Raw genomic sequence first — 7,390 nt, 5'->3', positions numbered from 1 at the left:
AATACTGGGATAAAGCCATTTAGAAACATATTAAATTTTATATTATTTCATCCGTCAACTTGACAGGGCCTAGTACAGGTCATGGTGGCCTCTTTTTTTGTTTTCAGAATAAAAAACTGGTGTTGATGAATTTTATTTCACCAACACCAGAAAGTGTACACCCTTAAAATAGCTATGTTCTATAATGTTTTTTAAATTTGTTTCAACAAACTAATATTGTCCTTTTTTGAATAAGATAGGACAATTGATGACTTAATCCAGTAGTTGTATGAATAATGTATTGTGTTAAAAATTAGCGTTTAATTTATCTATTACTTTTTAGGACGATGTACAGGGTATACAGTGAAATTAATAGGGCAACGATACTTACTGTTGTAGATAGAATATTCATTTGTTTTACCTCCATTTTTTAGATATACTATAAAGACAGGATAATTATGTAGAATAACTTTATCTATTAACAAATGTCACTAATGCTAACTGTATAACAGCAGTTAGCATTTTTTATTAATACTCCATGCGATATATATAATAGCATCAGAGTAGAATGAAGACAGATCTATTTTAAGTTTTAAGCTAAAAATAGTTTATTATGATCTATTTTATAACCTAAAATTAAATGTAAATTTTTATCAATAGTTTGGATAAACAGCTTATTATGACGTGATTTCAACTCAGATACGTGAAGTAAATCTTGAAGTAACAAGGGTTTATCAGAGGGAGTAACAATTAAAATAAAATATTCTGATGTACTAATTACCTTAGAAATAGGGTAAAATAGATTATTAGTAGTGTAATATAAATTAAAATTTTTATTTAAATCAATAGTGGCTAATTCTAAATCGATCATTCGCATAATATTTAACCATCCTTTAGTAGAAGATATAATTATTATGCATTTTTTTTAATGAAAATGAAAGGAATGAGGAAAAAAAATGCCAAGAGGATTAATTATTGAAGATGATACAATTATTTCTGATAATATTGTTGAAGCAACAGCAAAAATTATGACGTTAGAGCAAGCGTTCGATGGCGAGGAAGGCTTTTTTAAAGCTTCACAAAATATATATGATATTATTATTTTAGATTTAATGCTTCCTACAATATCGGGATTTGATGTATTAAAAAAAATTCGAGAAAAGAAAATTGACACGGCAGTGCTAATCTTATCAGCAAAAGATAGTGTTGACGATAAAATTACCGGATTTAATTTAGGGGCGGATGATTATTTAGCTAAGCCATTCAATTTAAACGAATTACAAATGAGAATAAAGGCTCTTCTGAAAAGAACAATGAAATTTGAAATAGATAGTGAATTAAAATATCAAGATATGATTTTATCTGATAACAGAACAATTATTTCTGGCAGCCAATCTATCAATTTACAGGGTAAAGAGTATGAATTTTTAACATACTTACTGGAAGATAAGAATACTATTTTAACGAAAGAACAAATATTTGACCGTGTTTGGGGATTTACGTCCGATACTAGCATTACGGTTGTAGAAGTTTATATGAGTAATCTGAGAAAAAAATTAAAAAAGATTGGTCATGAAAAAATGATTCGAACAATTAGAAACGTTGGTTATCTGGTTGAACCTGATGAAAAATAAGGCAAATAGAGATACGCGTATAAAATTATTTTTTATGTATCTTTTAAGCTTCAGTATTATTTTTGTAACACTTGGTTTAATTGTATATAGTTCATTTAATGACACCTTAACAGTTAATGTAGATATATCAATGAAAAAACAAATTAGACGAATAAAAGATTCTAATTATGTCTCCATAAATAGAATCGATGATAGTCCACTTTTGAAGCAAGCACCTGACTTTAAAGTCTATCAAATCTTATGGTCACAAAATGGAGAAATAATTAATAAAGATGCAATGGGTACCAGATACCCCGTTTTTAATAAGATACCATTTAAAAAATCTGATTTAAACAAATTTAAAACAATTAAACAAAAAAACGGACCTACGTTTAGGTCATACTTAATGGAAATTCCAGACTCAGCTGTTAAAAAATGGCATAAAGCACGATATATTCAAATTATTGAAAATATTGAGATTAATCAAAACTCATTGATTAGTTTTAGGAATATTTTACTTGTATCTCTGCTTATTTTTGGAATGTTGTCGATTGCCTTAAGTGTTATTTTATCATCTATTAGTATTAAACCAACGATTAGTGCATGGAATAAGCAAAGAGAATTTATCGATAATGCAGCCCATGAGCTTAGAACACCATTGACGATAGTACAAAATAAATTAGAGTATTTGTTAACAAAACCTAATGCAAATATTATCGATGAAAGCGAGTCAATTGCAACTTCATTAAGTGAGATTAGACGATTAAATAATCTAACAAAAGATCTATTATTGTTAGCTAATTCAGATTCTAATGCTAATGTGTTTAACTTTAAGAAAGTCCTTGCTAAGGAATACTTTGAGAATATTATTCATCCTTATGCAGATATTGCGCTTAGTCAAAATAAACAATTTTATTTTCAAATAAATATTGCAAGTAAGTACATTCAATTAGACGAAGACCGTATACATCAATTAATTGTCATTTTACTTGATAATGCATTGAAATACACAGTAGCGGGTAATGAAATTTCGTTTATCGTTATTGAGTCGGCTAAGCAACTAGTGATACAAGTCATTAATGATGGAGAAAATATTAGTGATACACATAAAAAAATAATCTTCCAACGCTTTTATAGAGAAGAAAAATCAAGAAATCGTAAAACAGGTGGTAATGGGTTAGGCTTGTCAATTGCGAAATGGATCGTTGAAGAGCATAAAGGTAAAATTGAAGTTAGAAATAAGATACCGAAGGGTGTCGTTTTTGAAGTTACATTACCAATGAAATCAAATGAATAAGTAAGGATAGGTTAATAATATGGAATTAGAATTTTTAGGTACAGGAGCAGGAGCACCTGCAAAAAATAGAAATGTAACCAGTATTGCACTAAAACTACTAGATGAACGTAATAGTGTTTGGTTGTTTGATGTAGGTGAAGCAACACAACATCAAATTTTACAAACGACAATAAAACCTCGGAAAATCGAAAAAATATTCATTACACATTTACACGGAGATCATATTTTTGGGTTGCCAGGTCTTTTGAGTAGCCGATCATTTCAAGGAGGTAATGGACCTTTAACTATTTTTGGTCCTAAAGGAATTCAAAATTTTGTGAAGACCAGTTTACAAGTTTCTGAAACGAAGTTGTCATATACAATTAAATTTGTAGAACTTGATAAACCTGGATTAATATTTGAAGATAGCACTTTTAAAGTATATTTTGATTACTTAGATCATCGTATTATAAGCGTGGGTTATCGAATTGTGGAACATGATTATGCAGGCGAATTACAAATAGATAAACTTAAAGAATTAAATATTCCGTCTGGTCCAATTTATGGAGAATTAAAAGCCGGTAAAATAGTTCAATTAGAAGACGGCACAAAATTAAATGGAAATGATTTTTTGGGAGAAACTAAAAAAGGGCGTATTGTCACAATTTTGGGCGATACAAGAAAAACAAAAAATAGTTATACATTAGCTGAAAATGCAAATGTTCTGGTTCATGAGAGTACATTTGAAAAAGCTGAATCAAAAATGGCAAGGAATTATTATCATACAACTAGTGCTCAGGCTGCAGAAATCGCTAAAAAATCAAACGTGAAAATGTTATTATTGACACATATTTCCGCAAGATATGTTGGTAAAATGGCCATTACTTTACAGAGTGAGGCAAGAAGTATCTTTAAAAATACAACGGTTGTTAGAGATTTTGATGTAATTAATGTGCCGTTTTCTCAAAAGGAAAAAGTAAATGATTAGTCAATATAAAGAGTTAAAAGATTTACGTAATAGAATCGTTCTAATTAGTGGTGGTTCAAGTGGTTTAGGTAAGGAACTGGCATATGAGGTTGCTAGAAAAGGTGCAATTGTTGTTATTTGCGCTAGACAAATGGATAAACTTACAGAGGTTAAAGATGCTTGTCAGCGTCTATCTGGTCGATTGGCTTATGCGATTGAATGTGATGTTTCTGATCCAATTCAAATTGAAAAAATGGTTAAAAAAATTGAATCTTCAATTGGACCGATTGAAGTACTTATAAATAATGCAGGGTTTGGTTTGATGGAGAATGTGTTATCTTTTGATATGGATGTTGCTGAAAAAATGTTTAGAGTAAACGTCTTGGGGCTAATGTACATGACTCAAAATGTTGCGCTAAATATGGCAGATAGAAAATATGGCGTTATTATTAATATTGCATCTATTGCTGGGAAAATTGCAACACCGAAATCAGCAATTTATTCAGCAACGAAATATGGTGTCCTTGGTTATTCTAATGCGTTGAGATTAGAATTAAAACCACTAGGGATTAAAGTTATGACAGTTAATCCTGGACCAATTGATACTAATTTCTTCAAAATAGCTGATAAAGAGGGCAACTATTTAAAAAATATTGGATCAATGATGCTAAATCCTGCGCATGTTGCAAAGATTATATCAAGAAACATAAGTACAAATAAACGCGAAATTAATTTACCATATTATATGGAAATGGCATATTTGGGATATACAATTTTCCCTAAAATGGGAGATTTACTTGCGGGTACAGTATTTAACAAAAAATAGTGGGGGAAAATATGAAAAAACAATGGCGAACAATCATAGCGTTATTACTTATTATCGTAATAGCAATTTTTTCAATTTTAAATGTAAAGGAAGTTTCAATTAATTTTTGGTTTGCAGAAATTAAAATGCCAATGATTCTTATTTTATTATTTTCAATTTTAGCAGGAGCACTACTGATAGGTCTGTTAACAACAAGTGCAACTTTAAAATTAAAAAAAGAAAATAAAGAATTAAATCAACAATTGGATGACTATAAAAATAATTTTGATGAATCATTGAAAAATTCAATTGATAAAATAAAAACTCAGAATAGAAAAGAAGTTCAATTACTACAAAATGAAATTAAAACGTTAAAATCAGAAAATATAAATCGTTAGTAAAGTAGAGGTTTAACATGATTGAATCAAAGTATAGTTGGAAGTTTTTAGATTTAAGTAATGACAAAATACCTAATGAAATATTTGAAAATATTCAATTAGATCATTCATTGATATCTTTACTATGGAGCCGCGGACTTACATCTGAAAAAGCTATTACTGATTTTTTAAATGTAGGAGCAGAAAACATTCACGATCCAATGCTTATGCATGATATGAGTAAAGGAATTGAACGAATTCAACAAGCAATAGTTAAAAATCAAAAAATAACGGTTTATGGTGATTATGATGCTGATGGGTTAACGAGTACCTCAATCATGTTTGAGACACTTAGTGATATGGGCGCAGATGTGGAAACTTATATACCTAACCGATTTATAGATGGTTACGGACCTAATGTAGATGCTTATAAAAGAATAATAGACAATGGTACTAATTTGATTATTACTGTTGATAATGGTGTATCAGGGAATGAAGCAATAGAATTTGCTCAATCTCAAGGTATAGATGTTATCGTAACCGATCATCATGAATTACCAGATGTTTTACCAAAGGCTTATGCAATAATTCATCCTCGACATCCTGAAGGAAAATATCCGTTTGGAGAACTTTCAGGTGCTGGTGTGGCATTTAAAGTTGCGAGTGCATTAACAGGTGATATTTCAGAAGAATTACTAGATTTAGTGGTAATCGGTACAGTAGCAGATTTGGTATCACTGACAGATGAAAATCGTTCACTTGTAAGTTTCGGTCTGAAGGTTTTACAACAAACGTTCCGGCCAGGATTGATTGCATTAATGGAAGTTGCGAATGTAAAACAGGAAACAGTAGATGAAAAAGATATTGGTTTTGGTATTGCGCCGCGTTTAAATGCAATTGGGCGATTAGGTGATGCAAATATTGGTGTTGAACTGTTAACTAGTCTAGACGATGAACGAGCACAGGAAATAGCAAACTTTGTTCAATCTGAAAATGTACGCCGTCAAAAAATTGTAGCAGATATATTAGAACTAGCATTGAAACAGGCTACAGCAGAGTATAATCAGTACAAGAAAACACTGGTAATAACAGGTGAAAATTGGCACGAAGGTGTATTAGGTATCGTTGCTAGTCGTGTTGTTGAAGTAACTGGTAAACCGACAATTATTTTAAACCAAGATACAGAGAAGGGCTATTTAAAAGGATCCGGTCGAAGTATTGATACATTTCATTTGTATAACGCAATTAATGAACATAGAGAATTAACATCTCATTTTGGTGGACATCATATGGCCGTGGGATTAACATTTCCCATTCAAAACTTAGAAAGATTTAGATTAGACTTGGAAAATGAAGCAGTATCTCAAGGAATTCAATTGAACGTTAAGCCAGCCAAAGTGGTTGTAGCAAAGCTAAATGTAGATCAATTGACTTTGGATTTTTATAAGGATATTGAAAAATTAAAACCATTTGGTACAGACAATGAAAAACCGATTTTTGAAATTAAATATAAATCAATACAAAATGTTAAGGCTATTGGTAAAACAGGAACTCACTTAAAATTTGAAGTTGTTGGTGAGAAAGAAAAAATTAGTGGAATTTCATTTTCAAATGCAAAGTATGTTGATGATTTCAAGAATACTTTAGATGAGATCAAATTAATCGGTGAAATTGAAAAAAATGTATGGATGAATAAAACAAATTTACAGTTAATGGTACAGGACATTAAATTTGAAGGGCTTGTAATTATTGATGAAAGAACTGACCACGTGAATAAAAGTTTATTTCAAAATGAAGGCTTGTTTATATTCTGGAATAAAAAAAATTATGACCAAGTAAAACAATTTTCATCAGACAAACAGATATTTAAGCAGGCTGATCAACTAAAAAGTGTATCAGATTTTGATAATCAAAGAACAATTATATTTGTAGATTGCCCAAGCTCGTTGGAACAAATGTCTACAATATTACGTTTATCGGATAGTCAGAAAATAATTGCAGTATTTTTAAAGACTAACAGTGCCTATTTAGATGGTATGCCATCCAGAGAACAGTATGCAAAGTTATATAAATTTGTGATGAGTCATAAAGATGTTGATATTAATAATCAACTAATCGTCTTATCTGATTTTTTAAAAATAAAGAAAAATTTATTAATATTCATGATTAAGGTGTTTTTAGAGTTGGAATTTGTTAAAATAAAAGATGGATTAATGACTGGAAAAAGTACAACAAATAAAATGGACATTAAAAATACTTCTGAATATAAGCTAAGAAATAATCGAATATTAGCTGAAGATAAGTTAGTCTACTCTAAAGAGAATGATCTTAAAAAGTGGATACTTGAACAATTGAATACAGAAGATTAAAGGA

At 30.0% G+C, this 7,390-nt stretch carries 7 protein-coding genes; 6 read left to right on the top strand and 1 reads right to left on the bottom strand.

The window, feature by feature from the left end; translation table 11 throughout:
- Positions 1-571 precede the first annotated feature (571 nt).
- Positions 572-850 carry a hypothetical protein gene (locus AC1RPQ_RS03680; protein WP_481761399.1) on the bottom strand — a complete coding sequence of 93 codons (279 nt, stop codon included), beginning with the start codon at positions 848-850 and terminating at the stop codon, positions 572-574.
- An 85-nt stretch (positions 851-935) separates the two neighbouring features.
- Here AC1RPQ_RS03680 and AC1RPQ_RS03675 point away from each other — a divergent pair, with 85 nt between their 5' ends.
- Genes AC1RPQ_RS03675 through recJ form a run of 6 tightly spaced genes read left to right on the top strand, consistent with a single transcriptional unit; the run spans position 936 to position 7,386 of the window.
- Entirely contained in the window at positions 936-1,613 is a 678-nt protein-coding gene (locus AC1RPQ_RS03675; protein WP_481762182.1) for a response regulator transcription factor, read from the top strand.
- A 34-nt stretch (positions 1,614-1,647) separates the two neighbouring features.
- A complete protein-coding gene (locus tag AC1RPQ_RS03670) occupies positions 1,648-2,889 on the top strand; it encodes a sensor histidine kinase (RefSeq protein ID WP_481762181.1) in 1,242 nt (413 codons plus the stop codon).
- Positions 2,890-2,908: 19 nt separating this feature from the next.
- Positions 2,909-3,856, top strand: a complete 948-nt coding sequence (rnz, locus tag AC1RPQ_RS03665; RefSeq protein ID WP_481761397.1) for a ribonuclease Z — start codon at positions 2,909-2,911, stop codon at positions 3,854-3,856.
- Entirely contained in the window at positions 3,852-4,661 is an 810-nt protein-coding gene (locus AC1RPQ_RS03660) for an SDR family NAD(P)-dependent oxidoreductase (protein ID WP_409022789.1), read from the top strand. Before rnz ends, AC1RPQ_RS03660 begins: the two co-directional genes overlap by 5 nt.
- A gap of 11 nt (positions 4,662-4,672) precedes the next feature.
- Positions 4,673-5,038, top strand: a complete 366-nt coding sequence (locus AC1RPQ_RS03655) for a lipopolysaccharide assembly protein LapA domain-containing protein (RefSeq protein ID WP_481761396.1) — start codon at positions 4,673-4,675, stop codon at positions 5,036-5,038.
- A 17-nt stretch (positions 5,039-5,055) separates the two neighbouring features.
- A complete protein-coding gene (recJ, locus tag AC1RPQ_RS03650) occupies positions 5,056-7,386 on the top strand; it encodes a single-stranded-DNA-specific exonuclease RecJ (RefSeq protein WP_481761395.1) in 2,331 nt (776 codons plus the stop codon).
- The last annotated feature ends 4 nt before the right edge of the window (positions 7,387-7,390 follow it).

Source organism: Dellaglioa sp. CoH-57-MRSF-21, from assembly GCF_056781915.1.
This window is presented reverse-complemented; position numbering and strand designations above follow the sequence as displayed.

Excerpts from the sequence above, each read along its gene's own strand:
- AC1RPQ_RS03680 (WP_481761399.1), bottom strand. The coding sequence starts at position 850 with ATGATCGATTTAGAATTAGCCACTATTGATTTAAATAAAAATTTTAAT.
- AC1RPQ_RS03655 (WP_481761396.1), top strand. The coding sequence starts at position 4,673 with ATGAAAAAACAATGGCGAACAATCATAGCGTTATTACTTATTATCGTA.
- rnz (WP_481761397.1), top strand. The coding sequence starts at position 2,909 with ATGGAATTAGAATTTTTAGGTACAGGAGCAGGAGCACCTGCAAAAAAT.
- AC1RPQ_RS03675 (WP_481762182.1), top strand. The coding sequence starts at position 936 with ATGCCAAGAGGATTAATTATTGAAGATGATACAATTATTTCTGATAAT.
- AC1RPQ_RS03670 (WP_481762181.1), top strand. The coding sequence starts at position 1,648 with ATGTATCTTTTAAGCTTCAGTATTATTTTTGTAACACTTGGTTTAATT.
- recJ (WP_481761395.1), top strand. The coding sequence starts at position 5,056 with ATGATTGAATCAAAGTATAGTTGGAAGTTTTTAGATTTAAGTAATGAC.